The organism is Criblamydia sequanensis CRIB-18 (assembly GCF_000750955.1).
In the GTDB taxonomy this organism is placed as follows: domain Bacteria; phylum Chlamydiota; class Chlamydiia; order Chlamydiales; family Criblamydiaceae; genus Criblamydia; species Criblamydia sequanensis.
Map to the genome: position 1 here is coordinate 184,440 of NZ_CCEJ010000009.1, position 24,567 is coordinate 209,006.

General features: G+C 38.4%; 26 protein-coding genes. 12 read left to right on the forward strand and 14 right to left on the reverse strand.

What is annotated here, in order from left to right; all coding sequences use genetic code 11:
- Positions 1–32: 32 nt before the first annotated feature.
- The 4 genes from CSEC_RS09970 to CSEC_RS09985 all read right to left on the reverse strand — a co-directional run bounded on the left by CSEC_RS09970 (position 33) and on the right by CSEC_RS09985 (position 3,142).
- Positions 33–1,007 carry a KamA family radical SAM protein gene (locus CSEC_RS09970; protein WP_041018307.1) on the reverse strand — a complete coding sequence of 325 codons (975 nt, stop codon included), beginning with the start codon at positions 1,005–1,007 and terminating at the stop codon, positions 33–35.
- Between the two features lie 81 nt (positions 1,008–1,088).
- The gene (locus CSEC_RS09975) at positions 1,089–2,042 is read right to left on the reverse strand and encodes a hypothetical protein (protein ID WP_041018308.1); all 954 of its coding nucleotides are present in this window, start codon (positions 2,040–2,042) and stop codon (positions 1,089–1,091) included.
- Between the two features lie 159 nt (positions 2,043–2,201).
- A complete protein-coding gene (locus tag CSEC_RS09980) occupies positions 2,202–2,516 on the reverse strand; it encodes a hypothetical protein (protein WP_161780986.1) in 315 nt (104 codons plus the stop codon).
- 89 nt (positions 2,517–2,605) lie between these two features.
- Positions 2,606–3,142: a hypothetical protein gene (locus tag CSEC_RS09985; protein WP_041018310.1), complete on the reverse strand. Its 537-nt coding sequence runs from the start codon at positions 3,140–3,142 to the stop codon at positions 2,606–2,608.
- 115 nt (positions 3,143–3,257) lie between these two features.
- Between CSEC_RS09985 and CSEC_RS09990 the strand changes: the two genes are divergently transcribed.
- The gene (locus CSEC_RS09990; protein WP_041018311.1) at positions 3,258–3,701 is read left to right on the forward strand and encodes a hypothetical protein; all 444 of its coding nucleotides are present in this window, start codon (positions 3,258–3,260) and stop codon (positions 3,699–3,701) included.
- A 21-nt stretch (positions 3,702–3,722) separates the two neighbouring features.
- Here the strand turns inward: CSEC_RS09990 and CSEC_RS09995 are convergent, their stop codons facing one another.
- Together CSEC_RS09995 and murA are read right to left on the reverse strand one after the other, a co-directional pair.
- Positions 3,723–4,718, reverse strand: a complete 996-nt coding sequence (locus CSEC_RS09995; protein WP_041018312.1) for a hypothetical protein — start codon at positions 4,716–4,718, stop codon at positions 3,723–3,725.
- An 85-nt stretch (positions 4,719–4,803) separates the two neighbouring features.
- Complete coding sequence (murA, locus tag CSEC_RS10000) at positions 4,804–6,201, reverse strand: UDP-N-acetylglucosamine 1-carboxyvinyltransferase (RefSeq protein WP_041018313.1); 1,398 nt, start codon at positions 6,199–6,201, stop codon at positions 4,804–4,806.
- A gap of 236 nt (positions 6,202–6,437) precedes the next feature.
- On the opposite strand from murA, the gene CSEC_RS10005 reads away from it, so the two are divergent.
- On the forward strand, positions 6,438–6,920 hold the full coding sequence (locus CSEC_RS10005) for a 2-C-methyl-D-erythritol 2,4-cyclodiphosphate synthase (RefSeq protein WP_053331989.1): 483 nt from the start codon (positions 6,438–6,440) through the stop codon (positions 6,918–6,920).
- On the opposite strand, the gene CSEC_RS10010 is transcribed toward CSEC_RS10005, so the two are convergent.
- On the reverse strand, positions 6,917–8,080 hold the full coding sequence (locus tag CSEC_RS10010; protein WP_041018315.1) for a diflavin oxidoreductase: 1,164 nt from the start codon (positions 8,078–8,080) through the stop codon (positions 6,917–6,919). The two genes, CSEC_RS10005 and CSEC_RS10010, sit on opposite strands and share 4 nt — an antisense overlap.
- A 384-nt stretch (positions 8,081–8,464) precedes the next feature.
- Between CSEC_RS10010 and CSEC_RS10015 the strand changes: the two genes are divergently transcribed.
- The 5 genes from CSEC_RS10015 to CSEC_RS10035 all read left to right on the forward strand — a co-directional run bounded on the left by CSEC_RS10015 (position 8,465) and on the right by CSEC_RS10035 (position 15,333).
- Entirely contained in the window at positions 8,465–9,502 is a 1,038-nt protein-coding gene (locus tag CSEC_RS10015; RefSeq protein WP_041018316.1) for a S49 family peptidase, read from the forward strand.
- Positions 9,503–9,567: 65 nt separating this feature from the next.
- Positions 9,568–12,219 (forward strand): DNA polymerase I, encoded by a 2,652-nt coding sequence (gene polA, locus CSEC_RS10020; RefSeq protein WP_041018317.1) that lies wholly within the window; start codon positions 9,568–9,570, stop codon positions 12,217–12,219.
- Positions 12,213–12,809 (forward strand): dephospho-CoA kinase, encoded by a 597-nt coding sequence (gene coaE / locus CSEC_RS10025; protein ID WP_041018318.1) that lies wholly within the window; start codon positions 12,213–12,215, stop codon positions 12,807–12,809. The genes polA and coaE overlap by 7 nt, the downstream gene beginning before the upstream one ends.
- 190 nt (positions 12,810–12,999) lie before the next feature.
- The gene (gene rho / locus CSEC_RS10030) at positions 13,000–14,418 is read left to right on the forward strand and encodes a transcription termination factor Rho (protein WP_053331990.1); all 1,419 of its coding nucleotides are present in this window, start codon (positions 13,000–13,002) and stop codon (positions 14,416–14,418) included.
- Between the two features lie 87 nt (positions 14,419–14,505).
- Positions 14,506–15,333 carry a hypothetical protein gene (locus CSEC_RS10035; protein WP_041018319.1) on the forward strand — a complete coding sequence of 276 codons (828 nt, stop codon included), beginning with the start codon at positions 14,506–14,508 and terminating at the stop codon, positions 15,331–15,333.
- Between the two features lie 72 nt (positions 15,334–15,405).
- Here the strand turns inward: CSEC_RS10035 and CSEC_RS10040 are convergent, their stop codons facing one another.
- The 5 genes from CSEC_RS10040 to rplU form a co-directional block, all read right to left on the reverse strand.
- Entirely contained in the window at positions 15,406–16,128 is a 723-nt protein-coding gene (locus CSEC_RS10040; RefSeq protein WP_041018320.1) for an F-box protein, read from the reverse strand.
- A 157-nt stretch (positions 16,129–16,285) separates the two neighbouring features.
- Positions 16,286–17,005, reverse strand: a complete 720-nt coding sequence (locus CSEC_RS10045) for an F-box protein (protein WP_041018321.1) — start codon at positions 17,003–17,005, stop codon at positions 16,286–16,288.
- A gap of 126 nt (positions 17,006–17,131) precedes the next feature.
- Positions 17,132–18,145 (reverse strand): GTPase ObgE, encoded by a 1,014-nt coding sequence (obgE, locus tag CSEC_RS10050; RefSeq protein WP_041018322.1) that lies wholly within the window; start codon positions 18,143–18,145, stop codon positions 17,132–17,134.
- Between the two features lie 168 nt (positions 18,146–18,313).
- Positions 18,314–18,565, reverse strand: a complete 252-nt coding sequence (rpmA, locus tag CSEC_RS10060) for a 50S ribosomal protein L27 (protein WP_041018324.1) — start codon at positions 18,563–18,565, stop codon at positions 18,314–18,316.
- A gap of 14 nt (positions 18,566–18,579) precedes the next feature.
- Complete coding sequence (gene rplU, locus CSEC_RS10065; RefSeq protein ID WP_041018325.1) at positions 18,580–18,888, reverse strand: 50S ribosomal protein L21; 309 nt, start codon at positions 18,886–18,888, stop codon at positions 18,580–18,582.
- A gap of 484 nt (positions 18,889–19,372) precedes the next feature.
- On the opposite strand from rplU, the gene CSEC_RS10070 reads away from it, so the two are divergent.
- The 4 genes from CSEC_RS10070 to CSEC_RS10085 all read left to right on the forward strand — a co-directional run bounded on the left by CSEC_RS10070 (position 19,373) and on the right by CSEC_RS10085 (position 22,984).
- Positions 19,373–20,233: an endonuclease/exonuclease/phosphatase family protein gene (locus CSEC_RS10070; RefSeq protein ID WP_041018326.1), complete on the forward strand. Its 861-nt coding sequence runs from the start codon at positions 19,373–19,375 to the stop codon at positions 20,231–20,233.
- A gap of 192 nt (positions 20,234–20,425) precedes the next feature.
- Positions 20,426–21,382, forward strand: a complete 957-nt coding sequence (locus CSEC_RS10075; protein ID WP_041018327.1) for a ring-cleaving dioxygenase — start codon at positions 20,426–20,428, stop codon at positions 21,380–21,382.
- Complete coding sequence (locus CSEC_RS10080; protein ID WP_041018328.1) at positions 21,379–21,990, forward strand: alpha/beta hydrolase; 612 nt, start codon at positions 21,379–21,381, stop codon at positions 21,988–21,990. The genes CSEC_RS10075 and CSEC_RS10080 overlap by 4 nt, the downstream gene beginning before the upstream one ends.
- Positions 21,991–22,000: 10 nt before the next feature.
- Positions 22,001–22,984 (forward strand): NAD(P)-dependent oxidoreductase, encoded by a 984-nt coding sequence (locus CSEC_RS10085; protein WP_053331991.1) that lies wholly within the window; start codon positions 22,001–22,003, stop codon positions 22,982–22,984.
- Here the strand turns inward: CSEC_RS10085 and CSEC_RS10090 are convergent.
- On the reverse strand, positions 22,981–23,403 hold the full coding sequence (locus CSEC_RS10090; RefSeq protein WP_041018329.1) for a GNAT family N-acetyltransferase: 423 nt from the start codon (positions 23,401–23,403) through the stop codon (positions 22,981–22,983). The genes CSEC_RS10085 and CSEC_RS10090 overlap by 4 nt on opposite strands.
- Positions 23,404–23,615: 212 nt before the next feature.
- Here CSEC_RS10090 and CSEC_RS10095 point away from each other — a divergent pair, with 212 nt between their 5' ends.
- The gene (locus CSEC_RS10095; protein ID WP_041018330.1) at positions 23,616–24,170 is read left to right on the forward strand and encodes an RBBP9/YdeN family alpha/beta hydrolase; all 555 of its coding nucleotides are present in this window, start codon (positions 23,616–23,618) and stop codon (positions 24,168–24,170) included.
- 204 nt (positions 24,171–24,374) lie between these two features.
- Here CSEC_RS10095 and CSEC_RS13045 read toward each other — a convergent pair whose 3' ends face one another.
- Positions 24,375–24,557 (reverse strand): ClbS/DfsB family four-helix bundle protein, encoded by a 183-nt coding sequence (locus CSEC_RS13045; RefSeq protein ID WP_079978038.1) that lies wholly within the window; start codon positions 24,555–24,557, stop codon positions 24,375–24,377.
- Positions 24,558–24,567 lie beyond the last annotated feature (10 nt).

Below are 24,567 nucleotides of genomic sequence, written 5' to 3' on the forward strand. Positions count from 1 at the left end.
GATTGAATTTTATCAAAATTAATTAATTAATTCTATAAAATAATTGTTTTAGAGAGTTCTCCAGGGATTTCTCTTACAAATTTTGGAACAAGATAACCCGGAACTCTTTTTTTTAATTCCGATATTATTTCCTTCCCTTTTTCTTCAGTTACTTTAAAATGGCTCCCCCCTTTAACCGGGTCTAACTGATGAAGGTAGTAGGGAAGAACACCAAGTGAGATCAGTTTCCAGGAAAGCTCTTCAAGAATATTAACGGAATCATTGACGCCTTTTAACAAGACCGTTTGATTTAATAGTGTAATTTTCTTTTCAAGAAGATGTGAAAGTCTTAATTTCAGCTCATCATCTAGCTCTTTCGGGTGATTGGTATGGAGGATAAAAACCACTTTTTTTGAAAGACCGCCTAAGATTTCTATCAATTCATCGTCAATTCTTTCAGGTATTCCAATAGGAAAGCGGGTGTGAAACCGAATGATTTGAATAGATTCAAGAGATTCTAGCTCTTTCAAAAGACCTCTTAACTTCTCATTTGATAAAGAAAGAGGGTCTCCCCCGCTTAAGATTACTTCTTTTTGAGAAAAAGATTTCTTTATAGACTCAATCTCAAAATCAAAATCGCTTTTACTTGTCTCGTAAGGGTAATTTCTTCTAAAGCAGTAGCGGCAATGCATCGCGCAAGCGCTTGTCGTGATTAAAAGAGAGCGGCTTTGATATTTTTGAAGAAGCTTTGGACTTAACTGAAAAGTGCAATCGTTAACCGGATCTTCTTTGCAATCTTCTCCAACCTTGTTTTCTTCTTTCAAGGGAATAAACTGTCTTCCAATAGGGTCATCGAGTGAGTTTTTCTCTATCTTCTCAGCAAGTCGAATAGGTAAATTCAAAATAAAAGAAGATTTAAGCAGCACCTTATCCCGATTTTCAGAATCGAGCTCTAGGAAGTCCATTAATTTTTCGATAGAGGAAAAGTTCTGTTTTAATAACTTTTTCCATAGGGGAACGGCGTGCATAAGTAATCTAGTAAAAAAATGATTTTTAGATTATATCTCTAAAGCAAAATAATTTGAAGTAATAACCAAGACATCTTGACTTTACTTAAATAAGTTATAAAAGTTTTCAGCAAATTTCTCGACATCGGGTTCATTTGAAACCTCAACCCAAGGAACGATCCCCTCTTTCCATGCAGGAGGAGGAAAGCCTTTTGAAGCCCAAATGGTTCTGATCAGCATTTCTGCGATACTCGGGTCGCCAAGTCTCCAAGGCTTTGCCTGGCAGATCCACCAGAAGATCCTTCCTAACTTTTTGATAAGTATTGCCTTATCAGTTTCAATCATGGCTTCAGGATAGAGCTTTGTCTCAACAAAATTCATAATTTTATAAATTTTTTTAAATTTGGTATGAGACAAAGATCCAAAAAGGTTTCTGCCCACAATGCGTACTGATTTTTTCGAGGTGTAAATTTTGGATAATTTAACTTTATCTTGATTTATGTTGCTTACATGAATGAATTTTTTATCATTCTCTGAAGTATTCTTTACTTTGCAACATTTGCCATCGGGCAAGTAGTTTTTATAGAAATTATACACAGCAATGTAAGGACAATTTTCATAAAAATAAGTTTCCATCTCATTTTCTCTTAAGTCTCCATATCTAGAATCGGACGCAATGTAGTCCCTGGCAAAACCTAAAAGTTTTAATATATCATTAAATTCCCATTCCTTTTCTTTTAGACCGGTTGCAGCAATTTTGATAGTATGATGCATCCAGTTTCCGTATCTTTCCTGGTCGGGATTATAATTCATTGACTTGGCAACTTTAGAATCTTTGAAGACGACATAATCCTGCCATTTCTCGCCAATTATGTCCTGGGGGATTTTTTCTATTATTTCCAAAATCTCTTTTTCTAATCTTTCTGAAACCCCCTTAGCCCTTAAACAATCGAGCACATGTTCTCGCTTATTGTAAATCCTTAGATTAGGTTTGATTTCATCAAATAGCATCGATGAAAGACTATCTTCAGTTGCCAGTATAGAAAAACTATTCATAATGTTCCCTGATAAATAAAAAATATTTTAAAACATTTCTATTAAGAGAATATTAAGGCTTTTGTTTAACAAAATAGTGAATAGATCTCTTCTTTTAAAAATAAAAAAACTTGAACTGCTAATAACAATAGTGGCTATTTAACCAGCAAAAGACTTGGGTTACTTAAATAACGTATGGAAATTTTCAGCAAATTTCTCAACGTCCGATTCGTTGGTAACCTCAACCCAAGGAACGATACCCTCTTTCCATGCAGGAGGTGGAAAGCCCTTTGAGGCCCAAATGGTTCTTATCAGCATTTCTGCGATACTCGGGTCGCCAAGTCTCCAAGGCTTTGCCTGGCAAATCCACCAGAAGATTCTTCCTAACTTTTTGATAAGTTCTTGCTTGTCATTCTCATCACTCGCTTCCGGGTAGAGTTTTGTCTCGACAAAATTCATGATTTTATCAATTTTTTTAACATTCGTATGATTCATACTCCCATAAAGAGTTTGGCACATAAATTTAACGGGTTGGTCCCCAATTAAAATTTTGGATAATTTAATTTTTTCTTGATTTATGTAGCCTATATGAATGAATTTTGTGATCGTATCGAAAACTTTTTTTCTTTGCAAGTTGCACCATCCGGCAAATAGCTTTTATAAAACTCATATATTGCCACATAGGGCGAATTTCCCAAAAAAGAGGTTTCCATTGATGTTTTTCTTGAAACGCCATAGGAATAATCAGATCCGATATAATGTCTTGCGAAGCACAAAAATTCTAAAATTTCCTTAAATGTCCATTCCTTTTCCATGAAACCTGAGGCCGCAATTCTCACAGAATGATGCATCCAGTTGCCATACCTTTCCTGATCGGCACTATAACTCATTGCGGCCGCAACTTTAGAATCTTTAAAAATGACATAATTTTGCCATTTTTCGCCGATAACCTCCTGAGGCGTTTTTTCTATTAATTCAAGAAGGTCCCTTTCTAGTTTTTCGGAAACGCCGTTGCATTTTAAATAATTTTTAAGAGAGTTTTCATCGTAAATCTTCAGATTAGGTTTAATTTCATCAAAGAACTTCGAGGAAAGGCTACTCTCATTGTTTATTGAATTCACAACAAATCCTTATAAATAAAATTATATTTTACAAAATATTTGTTAAAAGAAAATTAAGATCGTCATTTAATATACTAAAGTTTATGATATCGGAATTTAAAATTTGGAAAGAAAAATGGAAAAAACCGCTAGTGATGAACCCATCGTCGTTTGGAGCGCCTACCAAGTAGGTTTCGCAGCTTTCATTTCAGGACCGCTAGGCGCATCCTTCTTCATCGCGAGAAACTATAAAGCTCTGCAAAACATAAAAGCGGCTAATAAAAGTTTAATTATTGGTCTTTTGGGCAACTTTGTATTACTCACTTTGGCTTTTCTCTTTTTTGAAAAATGGGATAGAAGCCTTGTATTTGGAATTACCGTCTCCTATATCCTCTTTTTGTCAGAATTTGTGAAAAAATTTCAGGGAAATGAGCTGAAAGAACTATTGGCGAATGGAGCTAAAAAAGGGTCTACTCTAAAGCTTATTCTCATTTCTTTAGGTTTTTTTGTACTTTATAATTTGATTGGAATTTCTACATTGCTCTTAGCAGAGTACTGGCTAGAAACCCAATTGTTATAGGATTTCAAAACTATAAGCGGGTTAATTAAATAACTTGTGAAAGTTCTCAGCAAATTTCTCGACATCAGCTTCTTTTACAACCTCTGCCCATGGAATTATGCCCTCTTTCCAGCTTAGGCTTTCAAAGCCTTTTGATTGCCAAATGGTTCTAATCAAGGTTTCAGCTATGCTAGGATCGCCCGCGAGCCAAGGCTTTGCCTGGCAGATCCACCAAAAGATTTTTCCGAGTATTCTTTTTAGCTCTTCTCTATCTGTTTCCTGTAAAGCTTTTGGGTAGAGTCCGGACTTGACAAACTCCATAATTTTAGCTGCTACTTCAGGATCGGTATGGTCTATGCCTCCAAAAGTCTCTTTACCCTGATAAATAAGGGGTTTTTCCGAAATCGATAGAGAAGACAACTTTATTTTCTCCCCTCTTAAATAACTGAAAAAAGTTAACCCTCTTTTTGTTTCGATACAGGTGACGCCATCAGGCTGATAAGACTTAAAAAAATCTGCTATAACCTTATAGGGACCTCCTAAAAAAGAACAGCCCGGTTGAGTTCTTTCTTCTCCTGAAGTATGCCTTAGGCTTTCATATTCCCGACAACAGCGTAAGAATCTTAAAAGCTTATCAAAATTCCAGTCCTTTTTTTTAAGTCCCTTTACGCTGAGCCTTACTGTTTGATGCATCCATTTCCCATAGTTCTCTTGATTGGCACTATAACCTAGAAAAGCAGCCTCTTCGGGATTTTTGAAAATAACATAATCTTTCCATCTCTCTCCTATTTCTTCTTCCTTTGTGCTTTTTATAAGCTCAAGATATTCATTAACATACTCTTCCGGAACTTCCAAATGGCCAAAGATGGAGTTTATGATTTCCTTATCTTTATAAACGGTTATACTAGTGCTTTCAAAATTCTCGCTTGGGGTCGCTAAAATAGTTTCTTCCGCTTCTTTTATTTTATGAGGTAGCTCTTCAAAAGGCGTCTTTTGGAGGAAATAATCCTTTAAATGACAAGAATTTGATCGGATCATACTAAAAGATTTTTTCTTTAGAAGATTTTTAGGATGTTTAAAAAGCCCCTTAAAGGGGCTTTTGGATTAAACAATTATGAGTGTTTTAAGCAGAGACAGTTAAAGCCGCAATCGGTCTTGAAGCTTGGGGGTAGACAATTTCCTCGGGTCTATCATCGAGCTCAACTCTTTCGGCATCTGCGCCTAAATCAATAAGTTTTTCAACTAGATTTTCATAACCTCTATCCAGATAAGGAAGGCCTAAAATAGTGCTTGTTCCCTCTGCGATTAATGCGGCCATGATATAAGCAAACCCGGCTCTTAAATCAGGCACAGCTATTTCTTTTGCATTAAGGGCTGTAGGTCCCTTAACAATAATGCTATGCGGAAAGCTTTGAGAAGCAAAACGGCATTGCTTACCGCCAAGGCACTGTCTAAACTGCGTGATATCAGCGCCCATTTCCTTTAAGACTTCTGTGTAGCCGAAACGGTTTTCGTAAACAGTCTCATGAACTACCGAGGACCCCATAGCTTGAGTTAAAAGAACGACAAAAGGCTGTTGCCAATCTGTCATAAAGCCTGGATGAACATCCGTTTCCAAGTGGAGGCCGCCTTGCAAAGGGCCATCGTAGAAAAATTCAATGCCATTTGAGTGAACTGAAAACCCGCCGCCTACCTCTCTCATTTTATTTAAGAAAGTGATCATATCGCTATGCTTGGCATCTTCGATGAAGATCCGCCCCTTTGAAGCAATAGCTGCCATGCCCCAAGAGGCCACTTCTATTCTATCAGGAATAATATGATGCTCAACTTCATAAAAGCGTCTTGTCCCTTGAATTCTGATCGTTCGATCCACATCTAGCGTGATGTGAGCGCCCAATTTTTGTAAAAAAAGAATCAAATCTACAATTTCAGGCTCCATGGCCGCATTTTTAATTTCAGTAACGCCTCTTGCCGTAACGGAGGCTAAAATAGTATTCTCAGTAGCCATGACAGACGGGTATGGCAAAGTGATTACAGTTCCTTTAAGTCCTGAGTGGGCTTGAGCAAAATAAGCGCCAAGGCGTTTCATTTCACGAAATTCAATGTTGGCGCCTAATTTACGAAGGGCATCTAAATGAAAATCGACGGGACGCTTTCCGATGCAATCGCCGCCTGTCACAGGAACTATGATGTCTTGATCGGTTCTGCCAAGAAGGGCTCCAATCATTAAAATAGGGATTCTATTAGCCCCTGAAAAACGCTGGGGAATATAGGAGGTTGTTAATTCTTTTGTGACCACTTCCATCACTTTAGCTTCCCTATCCCAAGAAACTTGCATACCGATTTCTTGGCACATAGCGACTGTTATCTCAATTTCGCCAATGTTGGGAACATTGTAGAATCGGCAGGGTTTATCAGAGAGTAGCGAAGCCACAAGCAATTTGTTAGTAGCATTTTTAGCGCCTTGAGCTTTAAGTTTTCCCTGAAGCGGTGTGCCGCCCTTGATTTTGAGTGCTTCCATATGAATGTCCAATTAACTGATATTACCTTAAGAAATAGTTAGAAACACTTTTAAAGCCTTTCCATCAGGGAAACTACACTAAAATAAAGGTTTCTTTCAATAAAAATATGAAGAATCTTAACGAAGGATTCGCTTAAAATTGCTCTATTCAAAAAGCAAAACAAATTATACCATCGAATTTAGCCAATGTTTAAGAATTAAAATGAAATAGCGCAAAAGAAAAACGAGGTCTTATCGTGAAGCATAGAACAGGTATTGGTCAAGGAAGCTATCGATTTGAAAATGAAGAAAGCGAAAAAAAATGCTTAATTGGCGGAATTGAGTTTCTTGAAACTCCGGCCTTTGATGCTGCTTCACAAGGGGATGTTGTTTTTCAAGCTCTTTGCAATGCCATTTCAACTTTGACAGGCATGTCCTATTTCGAAGAGAAAGATAAATCATTGGGTAAAGAGACTTTCAATGAAAATGAAACTAGCCTCAAAGAAGTGCTCAGAACTCTCGGAAACCAAAAAATTACCCACATTTCTCTCTCACTTGAAGGCAGAAGGCCAAGCTTTAAAGAAAGGCTTCGCGAAATTAGAGACAACCTTGCAAGAATCATAGAAATAAATCCTAATCAAATAGGTATCGCCTTCACAACAGGAAGCGGCCTTACAGGTTTTGGAAAAGGTGAAGGGGTTCAGTGTCTTTGCATTGTTTCAACGGAAGAAAAAAGCTAATAAACGTCTCTTAGATACCTTTTTTGCTTTTTCAGCTCTTTAACGTAGGCTTTTGATTCTTCGGGAGTTAAGTTACCCTCTTCTCTAATAATCTCATGAAGGGTTTCATCCACATCCCTTGCCATTCTTTTAGCATCTCCGCAAACATAAAAAAAAGCCCCGTCTTGAAGCCATTTGTATAGCTCTTTTCCTTTTTCTTTCATGCGGTGCTGCACATAAATTTTCTCCGGCTGATCCCTTGAAAAAGCTAAGTCAAGCTCTAAAAATCCTTCGTTTTGCAAAGGAAGAAAAAAATCTTCATAGAAAAAGGAATTCTTTCTATTTCGTTCACCAAAAATGAGCCAGTTTTTGCCTCTTGCGTCAGTGGCTTTTCGCTCTTCTAAAAAGGCCCTGAAAGGGGCAACTCCGGTTCCCGGCCCGATCATAATAAGTGGAGCATTTTGATCTTGAGGAAGAGTAAAGCCATTGGAAGGTTGAATAAAAATAGGCACCATTTTCGTATTAATCAAAGTTGACTCGCAAAGAAACGAGGTGCAGACCCCCTTTTTTTGTTTTCCTCTCACTTCATAATTCAAAAGAACCACCGTTAAGTGAATTTCTTTAGGGTGGACAAGACTTGAGGATGCAATAGAATAAAATCTAGGCAAAAGAGGCTTTAAAAAAGAAATCAAAGCGTCACTTGTTAGATAAGATTTTGAGCCCTCTAAAAATTCTTCAAAAAAATCGAGGATTTGGTAAGTTTCCAAAAAAAGTTTCAACTCATCGTGAGCTTTTTCATGAAGCAATTGGCCTAATCGCTCTTTTTTTGGGGATTCCTCCAATTTTTCATGAACTTCTTTAACAAGACCCTTCGTCAAATCGGTTATATTGGCGTGGTGGGTTAAGTATTTTCTTAAGGTCAGACACTCGCTTGTTTTTTTGTGGATGACTTCTTCTTTTCCCTCTAGCTTAGCATAGGCTAAAAGTGCGTCAACCACCTCTTCCTGGTTGGTTGGTAAAACACCAATTGAGTCGCCGACAGAATAATTGATTTCAGAGCCGCTTATATCTAAAACAATATGCTGGGTCAGTTTTTGAGCGCCTTCTTGAGTTAAGGCCCTTCTTTCTTTAATGGAAGCATAAAAAGGATTTAAGCGGGACTTTCCCGGAAATTCGTTCATTATATAATACTCGGAGTAAATTCTTTTTTATTTTATTATAAAATATAATTTAAATTCATTATAAAATAATAAATTGCTTTTTAAATTATTAATTATCTCATCTCGATGATTTTCCAAGAGTTCGAGTCTCAAGCATTATTAAAGGATGAACGATTTTAGACTATCCAAAAAATCAGTTTCTTTTTTAGCATAGGAAATCATAGTTTTTATTTTTCATCCCATTTGCTTTTAGGTTCAACTTCATCACTATCCATTAATCTTCATGTAAACATCAAGTTGACCAAATTTGTTAGCAACAAGGCTTGAGAACGACTGTTTTTTTAATGTTAGGGTAATAACCCGAGAACAACACTATTTACCTATCTCACCCCTCAAAGGAATCTTATGAAACAGGGAATTTTCAACAGTTTTAAGAACTTTTTCAACGTTTTTTTTGGAACTCTAGGCTTTCTTTTTGCTTTTTTAGTGTTAGGGCTTCTCTTTGGCCTTGCCAAGTCAACCGATTCAAGCGAGATTGAGCAGAAATTTACGCCGGAAATTGTAGCCAATGCCAATGGCGTTCGAAAAGCAAAATCAGCGTCCGCGCCTGTTATTCTAGAGATTGATATTGACGGTATCATTGGGACAAGGGAATTGAATGGAAGCACAGTCAGAAGACAACTTTTAGAGTCTCGGGAAGACACTCTTGAAGGCGACCGTGTAAAAGCTATTTTGCTCTATATAAATACACCCGGGGGCACAGTTACTGATGCGAACGATATTTACCGCGCCCTTATGCAATATAAGGCAAAGTATAATGTTCCGATTTATGCCTATGTCGATGGGATGTCCGCATCAGGCGGAATGTATGTTGCTTGCGCGGCAGATAAAATATTTGCTTCGGATGCAAGCATTATTGGCAGCATCGGGGTCATATCTCCTTCCATTTTTAACGTTTCCTCGCTTCTTGACAAATTAGGCGTACAGTCCTTGACTCTTTATTCCGGAAAAGGGAAAGACGCTTTAAACCCGACAAGACCCTGGAAACCTGGAGAAGAAGACAATTATAAAGACCTCATCACCTATTTTTATTCACAATTTGTAGATCTTGTAGTAAAATCAAGGCCGGAAATAAATAAAAAAGCCCTAGTCGAAGAATATGGAGCCAACATCTACCCGGCTTCAACCGCACAAAAAATCGGTTTTATTGACGATGCGGACTCGTCACGTGAAAAAACGCTACGCGCCCTTCTTGAAAAACTCTCTATTGAAGATGACTATTATCAAGTCATCAAATTGAAAGATGAAAACTGGTTTAGCAAACTTTTTGAAGCCCGCACAAGCGCTTTAATGACACCTGAAACTCTTCATAAGATAGTGATCCCCGAGGCGCTTCCTGAGGAATTAAATGGTAAATTTCTCTATCTTTGGCATGCGAAATAACCACCCGAATTTTACAAAAGGAGCCTTTTACTTAAGGCTTCTTTTCAAGCTAATTTAAGGAATTCATGAACTCAAAACCTCTTTTTGTTATAGATGCATCAGGCTATATTTATCGCGCTTATCATGCTATTGCCATGATGACCAATACAAAAGGCGAATCCACGAACGCATTGTTTGGATTTATTCGCTCTCTTTTAAAATTGATCAAAGATTTTCAATCTGAAAACATCGTCGCTGTCTTTGATGGTCCGGACAATACGCAGAATAGAAAAAACCTTTACTCCGAATACAAATCCCATCGAAAGAAAATGCCGGAAGATTTGGGGCATCAAATTGATTGGGCAAAAAAATTCTGTCAGTTATCGGGCATTCCTTTGCTTACAATCGAAGGGGTAGAAGCCGATGACACGATCGGAAATATCGCCCTTTGGGCAGAAAAGAATTACCCAAGCGTTTATCTTTGCACGACAGATAAGGATATGGCGCAGCTTGTCACCGATAAAATCAATCTCTTGAATACTTATAAAGATAATTTCATCTTAGGTCCAAAAGAGGTTGAAGAAACTTTTGGCGTCCCTCCTTCCTTAATTTCAGATTGGCTCGCCATGACAGGCGATGCTTCCGATAACGTTCCCGGAATTTCAGGAATCGGACCAAAAACCGCAGCCGATCTTTTAAAACAATACGGCTCTTTGGATAACCTTTTAGATCAAGCAAGCGCCATACCCGGTAAGAAAGGACTTCTTATCCAGGAACAAAAAGAGATGGCTAAATTAAGCAAGCAGCTTGTCTCAATTCATCTCGACATTGATATCCCGAAAAACCCGGAGTTTTTTCAAATAAAGTCCAAACAATCAAGCGATCTTCTAGAGTTTTTAAAGTCCATGAACTTTAATAGTCTGATTAAAGAACTAGGCGTTTCGCAAAAAGGAGAGGCTAAAACCTACAAATTAGTGGATAGCGAAGAAGATTTAGACGCTCTTATTTCTACATTAAGGGAAGCCAAAACTTTTGCGATTGCCACACTCACAACTCATCCCCACCCATTAATGGGCTCCTTAGTTGGAATCGCGTTTAGCTTTGAGCCGGATAAGGCTTTTTACCTTCCCTTCAACGGAAACCTAGGCTTTCAAAAAGCAATAACACCTCTTAAACCTCTTTTAGAAGATCCGGGCATCGCTTTATTTGGACACAATATAAAACATGATCTTCTTGTATTAAAAAATAATGGCATTGAGCCCAAAAACATTTGTTTTGACACCATCTTAGCCTCTTTCATTTTGAATTCTAACGAAAGACAGCATTTACTTGACGCTCTTTGCTTAAAGTATTTCGGCAAAGCTAAACCTACTATAGAAGATTTGACAGGCAAGGGAAAAAAACAAATTGGCGCCCAGGCTTTGCCTATTGAAAAAGTGAAGGATTATTATGGCGAAATTGTCGATTATATCGTCCAGCTAAAAGCCATTTTCGAAAAAGAACTGACAGAAAGAGGGCTTAAGGACCTATTTGAAACCCTTGAGCTTCCTCTTCTCGGCGTCTTAGCAGAAATGGAGTTTAAAGGGATTTACCTTGATGTCGAAAAGCTTGAAAAAGCGAAAGAAAAAGTCCTTGGTGAAATTGAAGAATTAAAAAAAGTCATCTTTGAAATTGCGGGCGTCGAATTTAATCTTAATTCACCAAAACAGTTAGGGGAGGTTTTATTTCAAAAACTAAAAATTCACCCTCCAAAGAAGACAGCTACCGGTTTTTCAACAAGCGCAGAGATATTGGAAAGCTTAAAAAACGAGCATCCTATAGCAGAGAAGCTACTTGAATATAGGACCCTTGAAAAGTTAAGGTCTACATATATTGAAAAGCTTCCTGAAGAAGTCAACCCAAAAACACACCGTATCCATACCACTTTTAATCAGTTTGTGGCAGCTACAGGAAGGCTATCTAGTCAAGACCCGAACTTGCAAAATATACCCGTAAGAAATGAAGCCGGCTTAATTATTAGAGAGTCCTTCAAGCCTGAAAAGGAAAATTGGCGTTTCCTATCTTTGGATTATTCTCAAATTGAGCTTAGACTTTTAGCTCACTTCAGCCAGGATCCCGTTCTAAAAGCCGCTTTTATTCAAGGTGAGGATATCCATAGAACCACAGCCGCCTCTGTTTTCAACCTTCCCCTTCAGGAAGTGACCTCATCAATGAGGGAATTTTCAAAGGCTGTCAATTTCGGTATTATTTATGGGCAAGGCCCTTTTGGGTTATCCCAAGTGCTAAAAATTGACCAGTACCAAGCTAAGTCCTTTATCCAGACTTATTTCGACCGTTTCCCAAAAGTCCGGGAATTTTTGGAAGCCTGCAAGGAAGAGGCTAGAAAAAAAGGAAAGGCTGTCACCTTTACCGGACGGGAAAGAGCCATTCCTGAAATTCAAAACCGAAACCCTCAAATTCGCGCTTTAGGCGAAAGGCTCGCCGTTAATACTCCTCTGCAAGGCGGAGCTGCCGATCTTATCAAAATGGCTATGCTTGAAATTCAAAAAGAACTAAAAAAACTTGGGTTAAAGGGCTACATGATCCTTCAAATTCATGATGAATTGATTTTCGAAGTCCCGGAAGAAGAGTTGGAAATTTTTGAGAAGGTCATTAAACATAAAATGGAAACGGCTTATTTGTTCGATATTCCACTAGTTGCAAACGTCTCAATTGGCAAAAATTGGAAAGAATGTTAAAATTAAAGAAAATAGCCGTAACAGGCGGAATATCCTCAGGCAAATCAACCTTCTGTCAATATCTCAAAGAGTTGGGCGCCGAAACGATTAACGCAGATACGGTTGTTCACCGGTTATTATCTCCCAATACAATCCTCGGACTTCAGGTTATCGATCTTTTAGGGCCTGACATTGTTAAAAACGACAGGATTGATAGGTCAATAGTTGCCTCCAAGGTTTTCTCTGATTATAAACTGTTAGATCAATTGGAGGGGCTTCTTCACCCAGCTGTGTTTAGGGAGACGGAAAGGTTATATCAGGAAGCCGTTCAGCAAGCTTTTTCACTTTTTGTTGCAGAAATCCCGCTTCTTTTTGAAGCAAAAAAAGAAACCGATTTTGATACGACAATTGCAGTTATCGCCGATGAGACCCTCTGTTTGAGACGATTTTTAGCTAAAGGGTTCAACGAAAGAGACTATGAACTTCGTGCAAAACATCAATTGCCGCAACAGGAAAAAGCAAAAAGAGCGAATATTGCTATCTATAATAATGGATCTATAAAAGAGTTAAAAAAAGCGGCTGAATTCTATTACCATCAATTGGTCTCTTAAACCAAAGAAAATCGGGAAATTTGAAGAGAAACCGCAAAAAATTTACAACAAACCAATCATTCTATTAAGGGAAAACATAAAGATATCTATCAACACCTTACAATTCATATAACTTTTGGACCTAAGTGTTGCTTTCAATCTTTAGTAGTTTTCATAACATTTAATTTTTCAAAAGGAGCTAAAATTCCCCATGGAACGAGAAGAAATAGCACAAGAAGTCGCAAGCCCTGAGGGGGAAGCTGAATCAAAAGAAAAAGGTCGCTCTAAAGGACCTGGTACTCCGGCTCAGAAGCGAATTAACATCCCGCCGCCTCCTCAACAGACCCCAATTGTAGAACCGCCAGTCCCCTTAAAAACGACTAAGATCGCCGATATCCAAAGGATGAATATCGATGAGCTTAGCCAGTTTGGAAAGAATATGGGCTTGCAGCATTTGGGCTCCATGACTAAATCACAAATGGTTTTTGAAATTGTAAAGTCGATTTCAGAAAACCCCAATGAAGTTCTCTATGGAGAAGGAGTTTTAGAAGTCCTTCCGGATGGATTCGGCTTCCTTAGATCTCCAAACTACAACTATTTGCCGTCCGCTGAAGACATTTATGTTTCCCCGGCTCAAATACGCCGTTTCGATTTAAGAAAAGGGGATACCGTTTATGGAACCATCCGACCTCCTAAAGAAAAAGAGAAGTACTTTGCGCTTCTTAAAGTCGAAAAAATTAACGGAACCCTCCCTGATAAAGCTAAAGAGCGTATTTTATTTGAAAACTTAACGCCTCTTTATCCCAATCAGCGTCTTGTCATGGAAACGACGAAAGAAAACCTTTCGACTCGTGTTCTAGACCTTGCAGCCCCTATCGGTAAAGGCCAAAGAGCCTTGATTGTGGCGCCGCCAAGATCCGGAAAAACCATGATCATGCAAAATGTGGCCAATGCCATTGCCACAAATAACCCAGAAGTCACTTTGATGGTCCTCCTGATTGATGAGAGACCGGAAGAAGTGACCGACATGCAAAGAATGGTCAGAGGAGAAGTCATCTCTTCAACTTTCGATGAACCTCCGGAGCGCCACGTACAGGTTGCTGAAATGGCCATCGAAAAAGCAAGAAGGCTTGTCGAGCATGGACATGATGTTGTTATCTTACTTGATTCTATCACAAGACTTGCAAGAGCTTACAATACCGTTCAACCCCACTCCGGTAAAATCCTGACAGGCGGTATTGATGCGAATGCCCTTCATAAACCCAAACGCTTCTTCGGTGCTGCAAGAAACATCGAGCAAGGCGGATCTCTTACTATCATTGCAACAGCCCTTATTGAAACGGGCTCTCGAATGGACGAGGTTATCTTTGAAGAGTTTAAAGGCACAGGCAACATGGAACTTGTGCTTGAAAGAAGACTTGCCGAAAGACGTATTTGGCCGGCCATTGATGTCATTAAGAGCGGTACAAGAAAAGAAGAATTCCTCTACCACCCAAGCGAGCTTGAAAAAGTTTATCTCCTTCGCGGCGTTTTGGCAGACCTTGCTCCGGCGGATGCGATGAACCTTCTTTTAAGCCGTCTTAGAAAGACAAATAATAACATTGAATTTCTTCTTTCTGTAAAAGAATAGGAATTTTCTCTATATGTGATCTAAACCACTTGTAAAACAAGTTACAAGGGTTTAGATCTTTTCATTTAAAGATAACTTTATTTAGCTATGAACCCTCTTAAAATTTTTGCTCTTCTCATTGTGCTCTCAATAGGTGGATTTTTTCTTTACCAAAGAGAAAGCCATCTTTTTTTTGAACGTTTTCAACTTTATTACGAAAATGGGAATTTAACGACCCTTAAGCCTCGCTTTACAACAGAGCAAATTTTAAATAACGCAAGACCTGAACTTATACAGGAAAATACCGCCAAAATAAAAGCTCCTGTCACAAAAATGCTTCCTTTGCTTCTGCTTGAAGTCAAATATAAAGGGGAAGATGACCGTCCGAAAGAAGGCTATTGGATTTGGAATTCGTTTCAAGGGGAGCTTATCTTAAATTTAAATCCCCTGGAGATGACCCACGGTTTTAGAGATGCTATTAACTCGCAGGCCAGTTTAGATGAGTTCCGCCTTATAAAAGCGCTCGCCGGGAAAGGGTCTCTTAATAAAGACCTTCTTAAAAGGCAATTGGGCTTAAATCAAAATTTTGAGAGCTTACTTCAGACCGCTCAAAAAAAACAACTTATTTTAGTACAGGGCCAGAATGTAAAACTCCACCTGCAAAGCCCGAAAATCGAGACCCCAACCTCTATCGGCCTACCCTCTTTTGTGTTGCTTCCTTATGAACACTCGCAAATTATCAGCCACCCTTTCTCTAAAAGCGAAGTCGCTTTTGCTTTAGAGTCTGCTTTCGGACCCAATCTAAAAATTCGAAGCATAAAAGAAATATTTATGCCGATCCTTGAAATTGATGTCGAAAAAAAAGACGGCTCCCATGTCCTCTACCACTTTAATAGTGTGACAGGCGAGACTCTCCCCAATACTTTTTGGAATTAAGAACAAACCTAAAAAAAAACCCCGAGTTAATAATAAACCCGAGATTTGGAAGAGCCCTAAAACCCTAAAAAATTAAATTTGCTTCTTTCTAAGTTTTTTTATGCCGGCTGCAAAAATTTCGTCTATTTTATGAATTTTTGTTTGATCAACAGCATCTCTCCAATGAACAAACCTCTTAAACGGATCTGGACCCTTAAACGCCAGTACAAAAATGCCTGTGTAAAAAATTTTTGATAAAAATACTATATCTTCAGCAACTTTTTTGACAAACCCGCCTTCAGGCATTTCAATTACTGTAGCTGGGCATTTTGATGGATAGTGCGGATCCCATTTCAATTCTAAAACGTCATACACATCTCGAGAAAAATCTTGGGCTTTCTTAAAAAAGCCGTTCTCGTCTTTAGTATGTAAAGACTTATCTCTGTCCTCAAACGCTATTATGGTTCCTTTTTCGTCCAAGATAAAATGCGTCGTTACAAAGAAGTCCCACCAAGGCGAGGTGCATTGATGAGAAATAAAAATTTTCTCGGAAATGGGAAGAATACTATTAAAATTTTGAATGGCAACTCTTCTCACTTGAAAGGCCTCTCTATCAGAATCCACCATGTTTTTGAAATGAGAGGAGACCAATTTTAAAGAATTTAGCTCTGAAGCTGTCAATCGATCAAAAATTGAGGAAATGATTTCTTTAGGGAGTGCGTTAAGGGTTCCAAAATCCTCAGTAAGAGGCTGGCTTTGAGCTGTCCTTACAAAGTACTCTTCACCCGTTTGGCGCGGAAGATCTGAAGCTTGCATTATTGTACCTATTATTAAAAATTAAAAGTTTATTAAATTAGTAATATCAAATCTAACATTTTAAGATATAAACCATAACAAACTTTACAATTTTTAATAACAAAAAAACCCCGAGTTAATAATATACCCGAGGTTTTGAAATTCTTTAGTTATCAAATTATTTATTGATTGAATGAAGTCTTTCGGTGCCAACTCTAAGAACATTACTTGTTTTAAACTCTTCTGTTGCTACTTCAACAATAACATTTCTAAAATCAACGAAATTTTGATCAGGCCTTTTATTAGCAAGAGCCAAAGCATAAGCGCCTTCATAAATTGGGAAAGCTAGTGAAGCCATAGCTTCTGCGACTTTTTTGGCAAACCCATTTTCCGGCATCTTAACTATTTTTACAGATTGGTCAAAACGATAAAATCCTTTTGACCAGTCGATGGTTAAAGTAGAATGGTCATTTGTTGGAACAAAATCCTTTGATTGTTTAAAATTGCCTTCTTCATCTTTAACAAACATGATCTCATCCGCGCCGGACAGAGCCACCAAGTTTCCTTCTTTATCTAAAATGAAATTAGTCCTGTGGTAGGGATCCATAGCACTTTTCATGCCAAAAAGCTTAAAAATATGAGGACGCATCATTTCAAAATTTTGTAGGGCCAAACTTCTTACTTTCTTAAATTCTGGATCGACTATTTGACGAGAAGTTTTAGAAACCAATCTTGTTTGATTTAATTCCGAAAAAGAGCCCTCATTAAAAATCATTGTTATGATTTCTTTCGGTAAGGCATTTAGACTTCCCATATTTCGAGAAAGTTGTTGATCTAATGGAAGAGCCGTTAATGCGAAGTAGGCTTCTTGCGGAGAATCAAAAGCTGAAGCTTGCATAAGTTGATAACCTCTTATTATGATAAATATAATTTATTAAATTAAAATTTTACCATAGTTTATGATTTAATATCAATTTAATAATTATTTTAAAATAAAAGGGCAAAAAAGAGAAATTAGCTAATACTAAATCTCTTTTTTTATAATTTCTCGGATTTCATAAACAAGAGCCTCTAATCCTTCCCCTGTAACTGCAGAAATGACAAGAAATTTTTCTTCTCTATCCGGATAGGCCTTGGAGAATTCTTTTACAAAGTCTCTGATATTCTCAACGGATTCGTCAGTATCGCACTTATTTAAAACAATCAGAGCGGGTCTTTTGGAAAGATCTTCATTATAAGAAGAGAGTTCGTTTTGTAAAACCTGGTAGTCGGCAAAAGGGGTTCGTCCATCAATACCTGAGGCGTCTAGCAGGATAATGAGAAGTTTTGTTCGTTCAATGTGTCTTAAAAACTCGATGCCAAGACCCCGGTTTTCATGAGCGCCTTCAATAATTCCTGGAATATCCGCAAGATAAATCCGTGAATTATCTTCGAGTGTGATAAAGCCGATATTTGGTTTTAAAGTGGTAAAAGGATAAGGCGCCGTTTTAACACGAATATGAGCAAGAGAGGACATAAGAGTAGATTTGCCGGCATTTGGAAAACCGACTAAGCCGACATCGGCAATTAATTTAAGCTCGAATTCGACCTTTCTAATGCTGCCTTTTTTACCCGGAGTCGCGTAGTTTGGAGCGCGGTTTGTCGGTGTTCTAAAAAAGAAGTTGCCAAGCCCCCCTTTTCCCCCTCTGCAAAGTTCAAAACGTTCTTTATCGTGGGTTAGGTCCGCAATGATATCGCCTGTATCCGCGTCTTTAATTAAAGTTCCACATGGCACTTTTAAAACAAGATCCTTCCCTTTCTTACCTTGACGGTTGTTAGGTCCGCCTGAACCTCCGGATTCAGCTCTAATGATCCTTTTATGGCGGTAGGGATCAAGAGAAGGAATTTGAACATCGGCTTCTATAAAAACAGAACCGCCTGGGCCCCCGTTGCCTCCCCAAGGTCCTCCTTTCGGAATGTATTTTTCGCGTCTCCAGGAGACAAGGCCATTCCCTCCATTTCCTGCCGAAATTTCTAAGGTGACTCGATCGATGAACATATGGGGCGCCAGTTTTTTAATTTTGAAAACGGTTTATTATAAATACCGTAAAGATTTTTTAAAAGGAGCTAATTACTTTATTACGGATAAACAAATTAGTTTGAATAAAAAAAAAGCGAAGCTTGGGGCTTCGCTTAAGAGAATTAAACTTTCGAGAAGAGCTAGATTTTACATGCCAGCTTCGATGTAAACAACTGTCCTGTCGCTTTTTTGAAAAGTGACAATGCCGTCTACCAAAGCAAAAAGTGTATCATCATTTCCGCGACCGACATTTCGGCCGGGATGCCACTTAGTTCCTCTTTGTCTAACTAAAATACTTCCGGCCTTAACGACTTCTCCGGAACCCACTTTGACGCCTAAACGTTTAGCTCTTGAATCGCGTCCGTTTCTTGTTGAGCCTTGACCTTTCTTGTGTGCCATTGATGCCTCCTGCCTTACTTCGCTTTTCCAATTTTCATGATCTTAACTTTGGAATAATGCTGACGGTGGCCAATAAGCTTGCGTTGACGCTTGCGTTTTTTGTATTTAGCGCTACGAATTTTTGGGCCGACTGTTTCGCCAAGAATTTCGCCTGTAACGACAAATCCGCTTGGAGCTCCAAGTCTATGTTCTTTTCCGTCGAATGAAAAAAGTATGTCTGTAAAATCGATGTTTTTCTCTTGAGCATTTAAAAGCTCAACATGAATGACATCTCCCTCGGCAACTCTATATTGCTTGCTGCCGCTTTTGATGATAGCGTACATTTCTGTCTTCTCCTGAATCTCGAAAATCTAACGAATCCGTTAATTTATAGGAATTGCGGTTTAAAATCAACCCAAAAACAAAGAAACTTTCAAGAAGGTGAGCTTGAGCCTATCGGCTTTTTGATAAAATCTTATCGATAATTGTTATTATGGAGATTTCTTCATACCAAAATCAATAAAGATGATCATTAGGGAACATTTTTGTTCTATGAAAAAGATTTAATAATATCTTTTTCAAAATAGCATTACCAACCTAAGAATTAATATCAAATTAGCAAACATTGTCTGCCTAAATAAAAAGTTATGAATATATCGGATTCATACCTCAGCCTCTGATCACACTATAATCCAACGGAAAGCTTAGATTTTATCAATACACTAACCGGCATGACATTTTGCGTGAATCCCCTTCCTTTTTTTAAGTAAAACTTCTACTAAGGGCTTAAAAAAGTAAATTCACTATCATTATTTAGGGTCGGTTTTTATGCATAATATAATCGCCGCTGTGTCTATCGCTACCTATAATATTTTAGATCCCTTTTACGCCGTCTATTGGGCAGAACCTGCAGGGCTTAATGAAGAGGGGCTTGCCGCCTCAAGAGAAACGCTTCGAGCTTCAGCTCAAACGATGGACAAAGATTGGGAAACTTATAGTAATTGGAATCAAAGGCAGGAAACCGTGGCAAAAAACATTCAGTCAGCGGATATCGTCTGTCTTCAGGAAGTTTCAGAAACAACCCTTGCTAACCTTCAAGAACTCACCAACTATCAATTAGCTGCAGTAAGCTATAGCCATATCCCCGGGCTTCCCTCCTTTGGCAACGCTATCCTTTATAACAAAGAGAAAGTGAATTTAGAAGAAGGCAGTGTTTTAACTTGTGAATCTCCGCCGGCAATTCGCGGTGCAGCGGTCGGCATTTTCAAAATTGGTACTAAACTAATTAAAGTAGCAAGCCTTCATTTATCAGGTTATTATTCGAAAGAGCCGGATCTTATAAAAAAGCAAGCCTCGAAAAAAAGGGGCTTTGATGAACTGCAAAATTTTAAGAGGCAAATAGAATCTCAAGTTCAGGGTTTAGACGGCATTGTCATTGCGGGCGATTTTAATGAATCCAAGGATGAAGAGGAACAAGAATTATATAGGCCCGGGGTTTTGATGGAAGCAGGTTACCTTTGTGATAACTGCTTTAGTGCGACAGAACCTTTAAAAAACCGTAAAATAGACTGGCTTTTCTTTAAATCCCTAAAAGGGGAAGAGCCGGCTTTGACCCCCCTTGGATTAGAAGAATTAAAACAAGCCTCCGACCACCACATGAGCGGCACAGGCCTTGAATGGAGAAATTAAAATTATTGCGAAGATAACGAGAGTATCGCCTCTGGCATAAAGATTTAAGAAAATTTGATACCTCATCTATTTAAGTCATCTTAAATTAGCCTAAGGTCTCTTATTAAAAAGGGACGTCATTTGGGAAAATCCATTTGAAAGATAAACCGCGTCTGCCTAAAAGAAGAGGGAACCCCGTTTTAAGGATAGAACATGGCCTCTCTCATCCAAGGTCTTCATCACATTACAGCGCTTGCAAAAGACCCTCAAAAAAATCTGGATTTTTATGCCGGGATCTTAGGGCTTAGATTAGTTAAAAAAACGGTCAATTTTGACGCTCCCGAAATTTATCACCTCTACTATGGTGATGAAAAAGGATCCCCGGGAACAATTATGACGTTTTTTCCCTACCCTGACATCCCGAAAGGACGGCAAGGGAAAGGACAGCTTACCACCACTTCTTTTTCTATCTCAGAAAAATCGATCGACTACTGGATCAATCGTTTTGAGAAATGGAATGTCTCTTTTAGAAAACCCGTTTCCCGATTCGAGGAAATCGTTTTGTCTTTTGAAGATAACGAAGGGCTTTCTCTTGAGCTTGTGGCGGGTAAAGAGGATAAGCGAGAAGGCTTTACAAAGGGACCTCTTCCCAAAGAACATGCGCTAAAAGGTTTTTATGGCATTACGCTTTCTCTTGAATGCATCAAGAAAACAGCAGCTCTACTGACCGAACAATTAGATTATCAATTAGTTCGGGAAGAAAAAAATCGCTTCCGCTATGCTTCTAAAATAAACGGCTCCGAGCAATTTGTGGATCTTCTTTTATCCCCGGACTCATTGAGAGGCCTTTCAGGTTATGGAACCGTTCACCATGTGGCGTTTGCTACAGAGAGCAATCAAACCGAGCAACAAGTGCAGTCAAAATTATCAAATGCCGGTTTTAATGTCACCCCCGTCATCGACCGTGAATATTTTCATTCTATTTATTTTAGAGAACCCGGAGGCGTCTTATTTGAAGTGGCGACTTATCCACCCGGATTCACAAGAGATGAATCTTTGGAAAACTTAGGGAGTGCTTTAAAATTACCTCCTTGGGAAGAAGCCCATCGTAAAAGAATAGAAAAAGGTTTGCCAGAGCTTTCATTTGATAAGGATAGGTTTTTAGATTGAGCTTTACACTATACCATCAAGGATCTTTAAAAACCGATTCTCAAGTACTTATTTTGCTCCATGGAAGAGGAGCTAAAGCCGAAAGCATGTTTAGTCTTGGAGAAAGGCTTGGTAATGAAAAAAGCTATCTTGCGGCTATAAATGCGCCTAATAACACCTGGTACCCGCAAAGCTTTATGGTTGAGGAAAGCTTAAATCAACCTTTTCTTAGAAATTCAATTGAATATGTGGCAAAAGTAATTGAAGATTTAGCTAAAATTGTCTCTTATGAAAGAATTTATATTATAGGTTTTTCGCAAGGCGCTTGTTTAGCTTTAGAAGTTGCAGCAAGACACGCTAAAAAATATGGCGGTGTAGTCGCTTTTTCAGGAGGGCTAATCGGAAACCCTTCCTCTGAAAAATATAAAGGCAACTTTGAAAAAACAAAGATTTTTATCGGCAATAGCGATAGAGACCCCTTTATTCCTTTAAACCGATCCGAAGAATCCAAAATTATTTTAGAAAGTATGGGAGCGGCTGTTACCTTAAACGTTTATGAGGGAATGGCTCACACGATAAATGAAGACGAAATCCGTTGGGTAAAGAAAAATATCCTTTTAACCTCTTAAACTTTGCAAAATGAATATAATACTGCTTGAAACACCCTTGACGATTGAAGAAGTAGACACCCTTCTAAAAGAATTCCCTCATTTTCTCTTTCTTCACTTAAGTGAGGAAGGTACGAAAGCATTGGATAAAGAGCACTGGGATAGGATTGAAGTCTATTTTGGAGAAAATCTAAAAAGGGAAGAAGTTCTTCACGCTGATCAGTTAAGATGGATCCATTCGCCTATAAACGATGTGACATTGCTGCCGATGGATGAAATTAAAAAGAAAGGAAATATCCTTGTAAGCATTACTGACAACCCGAATGTAAGACAAGCCGGCGAATTTATCTTTGCAGCCCTTTTAGGCTTTGCGAAACATCTATTTCACTGGAGAGATCTGACAAAATTCCCTAATTTGATTTGGGAAAATAAATGGAGTGATACGATTTGGGATTTAAAAGATAAGACACTCATCCAAATCGGACTTGATTCTGTTGGCGATGAAGTGACAAGGCTTGCTAAAAATTTTGGCATGAAAGTTTATGGAATCGATCATAAAAGAACCTTTCATCCAAACTGCAAAAAAGTACTTCCCTATAAGGAGCTTCATTGCATACTTCCCCTTGCAAATTGTGTAGTTCTCTCTCTTCCTAAAGAGAATTCCTTTAATGATTTCTTTGGCGAAAAAGAATTCGAGCTCTTAAAAAATGACCTTATTTTCGTTTGCCGTGGTAATGTTAAGTCTGTTAATGAAAAAGCGCTTATAAACTTTATGAAAAAGGGGTTTATGAGAGGCCTTTTAATAGATGCGGATCCTTCCCACCCGCTATCTCAAAATTCCCCTCTTTTTAACTTTCCGGAAAGCATTATTACACCGCAAGTAGAGTATTTGCCCGAAACCCTTTCCCATAAAGGATTTCAAAATTTTCATTATAATTTAAGACAATACGTGCATGGGAATTTTAGCGACATGAGAGAGCTTATTTACCGTCCAAAGCTTCCTGAATATGTTTAAACCTTCTTAAGATTCTTTCTTAAGAAGATTTTTGAATGGCCAAGCCAATAATCCTTAAGTTCTCCTATCCGCTTATAGCCTCGTTGCAAATAAAATGCCTCGGCTTGGAAGTCCCACGTATCAACCAATGAAAAGACACATCCCTTTTTAAGGGCTTCCTGCTCAACTGCCAGTAGCAATTGAGTGCCATACCCTTGCTTTTGAAGAGCTTCATCAACAAAAAGCAAATCGATGTAGACTGATTCGCTCCCTAAAAAGGCTTGAACTCCGCCGTAAATTTTTCCTGACTCATTTTTCAAAAAAATAGAAAAGGGTTTATCTCGCTCCCCTACTATTTTCTCGTTGAATGCCAGCATCCCTTCTCTTAAAACGTCGTTATCAGCTTCTTTAGGCTCATAATCGACGACCACTTTGTACATATTCCCTCTCTAAAATATTCACTAACTTTCTTAGACTTTTCGCCAACAAAAGATTATAGGAGGTCCACGCCTTTGCATCCTTCAAAAAAAGAATCAGTCAACAAAAAAAACTGCTGTCCCTGCTAAAATTTTGATTGCATTTCTGAAGTTTTCAAAGAAATGAGAAATGCGTAAACTGTCTTAAAAACATTAGATCCCCTAAAGGACGTAAGATGACAAGAGCCATTCTGATTCATGGTAATGGCAATAGTAAGCCGACAGACAATTGGCTGCCTTACCTCAAGAAAGAACTTGAAAAGTTAAATATAAAAGTAGACGCCCCGCAATTTCCGGATACGGAACTTGCAAGAAGTTCTTATTGGCTGCCCTTCCTTGAAAATGAACTAAAACCTGATGAAAATACCATAATCGTAGGCCACTCCTCAGGTGCCATTGCTGCTATGCGCTATGCAGAAACTCATCGAATTTTAGGCTCAGCTCTAATTGGAACCTATTATACCGATTTAGGGATAGAAGCTGAAAAATTGAGCGGTTACTTCGACTTGCCATGGAAATGGGAAAACATTAAGAAAAATCAAAAATGGATAATTCAATTTGCAGGGGTTAATGATCCATGGATTCCTATTGAAGAAGCCCATGTTGTTAGAGATCAGCTGAAGACGGACTATTATGAGTCAAAAGATCAAGGCCACTTTGGAGGAGATTACTATAAAGAAACTTTTCCCGAGCTTTTAGAAGCTATTAAAAAGAAAATCGGGAAATTATAAAGGGAGAGCTGGTGTTGATTTTAATCCATTTGCTAAGAGGCCATTGTTTTCCTGATTTCAAGGTACACCAAGACTAGACTCCTAGGCGATCTAGGTTTTCTACTTGATACTCTTTTTCAAGAATGTCGAGCAATAGCAGTATAATCCCATGTTGAGATCCTCTCTCCTGGCATTATAGGGATATCCCCTTTTATTCCGGACTCATTACCATCCAATTAAGCATTTACCCCAGCCGATTTGATAAGCGATAAGATCGGTTATGCTTACTTGTCCTCCAGTTCCTTCTATTTGTTTTAGAATACGTGAAGAAACAGGAATTGAGGCTATGAGATTTATCAATTTATCGTATTCCCTTTGGATTTCCGGACTTAAAGGAGCTTTTAAAATAGTTTGTTAT

Excerpts from the sequence above, each read along its gene's own strand:
- rplU (WP_041018325.1), bottom strand. The coding sequence starts at position 18,888 with ATGTACGCTATCATCAAAAGCGGCAGCAAGCAATATAGAGTTGCCGAG.
- CSEC_RS09975 (WP_041018308.1), bottom strand. The coding sequence starts at position 2,042 with ATGAATAGTTTTTCTATACTGGCAACTGAAGATAGTCTTTCATCGATG.
- obgE (WP_041018322.1), bottom strand. The coding sequence starts at position 18,145 with ATGTTCATCGATCGAGTCACCTTAGAAATTTCGGCAGGAAATGGAGGG.
- CSEC_RS10075 (WP_041018327.1), top strand. The coding sequence starts at position 20,426 with ATGGCCTCTCTCATCCAAGGTCTTCATCACATTACAGCGCTTGCAAAA.
- murA (WP_041018313.1), bottom strand. The coding sequence starts at position 6,201 with ATGGAAGCACTCAAAATCAAGGGCGGCACACCGCTTCAGGGAAAACTT.
- CSEC_RS10090 (WP_041018329.1), bottom strand. The coding sequence starts at position 23,403 with ATGTACAAAGTGGTCGTCGATTATGAGCCTAAAGAAGCTGATAACGAC.
- CSEC_RS10085 (WP_053331991.1), top strand. The coding sequence starts at position 22,001 with ATGAATATAATACTGCTTGAAACACCCTTGACGATTGAAGAAGTAGAC.
- CSEC_RS10045 (WP_041018321.1), bottom strand. The coding sequence starts at position 17,005 with ATGCAAGCTTCAGCTTTTGATTCTCCGCAAGAAGCCTACTTCGCATTA.
- CSEC_RS10095 (WP_041018330.1), top strand. The coding sequence starts at position 23,616 with ATGACAAGAGCCATTCTGATTCATGGTAATGGCAATAGTAAGCCGACA.
- rho (WP_053331990.1), top strand. The coding sequence starts at position 13,000 with ATGGAACGAGAAGAAATAGCACAAGAAGTCGCAAGCCCTGAGGGGGAA.
- CSEC_RS09990 (WP_041018311.1), top strand. The coding sequence starts at position 3,258 with ATGGAAAAAACCGCTAGTGATGAACCCATCGTCGTTTGGAGCGCCTAC.
- rpmA (WP_041018324.1), bottom strand. The coding sequence starts at position 18,565 with ATGGCACACAAGAAAGGTCAAGGCTCAACAAGAAACGGACGCGATTCA.
- CSEC_RS09995 (WP_041018312.1), bottom strand. The coding sequence starts at position 4,718 with ATGATCCGATCAAATTCTTGTCATTTAAAGGATTATTTCCTCCAAAAG.
- CSEC_RS09980 (WP_161780986.1), bottom strand. The coding sequence starts at position 2,516 with ATGAATCATACGAATGTTAAAAAAATTGATAAAATCATGAATTTTGTC.
- CSEC_RS10015 (WP_041018316.1), top strand. The coding sequence starts at position 8,465 with ATGAAACAGGGAATTTTCAACAGTTTTAAGAACTTTTTCAACGTTTTT.
- CSEC_RS10010 (WP_041018315.1), bottom strand. The coding sequence starts at position 8,080 with ATGAACGAATTTCCGGGAAAGTCCCGCTTAAATCCTTTTTATGCTTCC.
- polA (WP_041018317.1), top strand. The coding sequence starts at position 9,568 with ATGAACTCAAAACCTCTTTTTGTTATAGATGCATCAGGCTATATTTAT.
- coaE (WP_041018318.1), top strand. The coding sequence starts at position 12,213 with ATGTTAAAATTAAAGAAAATAGCCGTAACAGGCGGAATATCCTCAGGC.
- CSEC_RS09970 (WP_041018307.1), bottom strand. The coding sequence starts at position 1,007 with ATGCACGCCGTTCCCCTATGGAAAAAGTTATTAAAACAGAACTTTTCC.
- CSEC_RS10035 (WP_041018319.1), top strand. The coding sequence starts at position 14,506 with ATGAACCCTCTTAAAATTTTTGCTCTTCTCATTGTGCTCTCAATAGGT.
- CSEC_RS10070 (WP_041018326.1), top strand. The coding sequence starts at position 19,373 with ATGCATAATATAATCGCCGCTGTGTCTATCGCTACCTATAATATTTTA.
- CSEC_RS10040 (WP_041018320.1), bottom strand. The coding sequence starts at position 16,128 with ATGCAAGCTTCAGATCTTCCGCGCCAAACGGGTGAAGAGTACTTTGTA.